The 1,596-nt window shown below is 53.4% G+C and carries 1 rRNA gene; it reads left to right on the top strand.

What is annotated here, in order from left to right:
* The first annotated feature begins 2 nt into the window (after window positions 1–2).
* A 16S ribosomal RNA gene (locus LMC10_RS09830) occupies window positions 3–1,578 on the top strand.
* The last annotated feature ends 18 nt before the right edge of the window (window positions 1,579–1,596 follow it).

Here is a 1,596-nt window from a genome sequence, read left to right as displayed (position 1 = left end):
TTTTATATGAGAGTTTGATCCTGGCTCAGGATGAACGCCGGCGGTGTGCCTAATACATGCAAGTCGTACGCACTGGCCCAACTGATTGATGGTGCTTGCACCTGATTGACGATGGATCACCAGTGAGTGGCGGACGGGTGAGTAACACGTAGGTAACCTGCCCCGGAGCGGGGGATAACATTTGGAAACAGATGCTAATACCGCATAACAACAAAAGCCACATGGCTTTTGTTTGAAAGATGGCTTTGGCTATCACTCTGGGATGGACCTGCGGTGCATTAGCTAGTTGGTAAGGTAACGGCTTACCAAGGCGATGATGCATAGCCGAGTTGAGAGACTGATCGGCCACAATGGAACTGAGACACGGTCCATACTCCTACGGGAGGCAGCAGTAGGGAATCTTCCACAATGGGCGCAAGCCTGATGGAGCAACACCGCGTGAGTGAAGAAGGGTTTCGGCTCGTAAAGCTCTGTTGTTGGAGAAGAACGTGCGTGAGAGTAACTGTTCACGCAGTGACGGTATCCAACCAGAAAGTCACGGCTAACTACGTGCCAGCAGCCGCGGTAATACGTAGGTGGCAAGCGTTATCCGGATTTATTGGGCGTAAAGCGAGCGCAGGCGGTTGCTTAGGTCTGATGTGAAAGCCTTCGGCTTAACCGAAGAAGTGCATCGGAAACCGGGCGACTTGAGTGCAGAAGAGGACAGTGGAACTCCATGTGTAGCGGTGGAATGCGTAGATATATGGAAGAACACCAGTGGCGAAGGCGGCTGTCTGGTCTGCAACTGACGCTGAGGCTCGAAAGCATGGGTAGCGAACAGGATTAGATACCCTGGTAGTCCATGCCGTAAACGATGAGTGCTAGGTGTTGGAGGGTTTCCGCCCTTCAGTGCCGGAGCTAACGCATTAAGCACTCCGCCTGGGGAGTACGACCGCAAGGTTGAAACTCAAAGGAATTGACGGGGGCCCGCACAAGCGGTGGAGCATGTGGTTTAATTCGAAGCTACGCGAAGAACCTTACCAGGTCTTGACATCTTGCGCTAACCTTAGAGATAAGGCGTTCCCTTCGGGGACGCAATGACAGGTGGTGCATGGTCGTCGTCAGCTCGTGTCGTGAGATGTTGGGTTAAGTCCCGCAACGAGCGCAACCCTTGTTACTAGTTGCCAGCATTAAGTTGGGCACTCTAGTGAGACTGCCGGTGACAAACCGGAGGAAGGTGGGGACGACGTCAGATCATCATGCCCCTTATGACCTGGGCTACACACGTGCTACAATGGACGGTACAACGAGTCGCAAACTCGCGAGAGTAAGCTAATCTCTTAAAGCCGTTCTCAGTTCGGACTGTAGGCTGCAACTCGCCTACACGAAGTCGGAATCGCTAGTAATCGCGGATCAGCATGCCGCGGTGAATACGTTCCCGGGCCTTGTACACACCGCCCGTCACACCATGGGAGTTTGTAACGCCCAAAGTCGGTGGCCTAACCTTTATGGAGGGAGCCGCCTAAGGCGGGACAGATGACTGGGGTGAAGTCGTAACAAGGTAGCCGTAGGAGAACCTGCGGCTGGATCACCTCCTTTCTAAGGAATAAAACGGAA

The sequence above is a fragment of the Limosilactobacillus reuteri subsp. simiae genome (assembly GCF_020784875.1).
Lineage (GTDB): Bacteria > Bacillota > Bacilli > Lactobacillales > Lactobacillaceae > Limosilactobacillus > Limosilactobacillus reuteri_H.
Note: the sequence above shows the minus strand (reverse complement) of the source record. Positions and strands in the feature narration are given on the sequence as shown.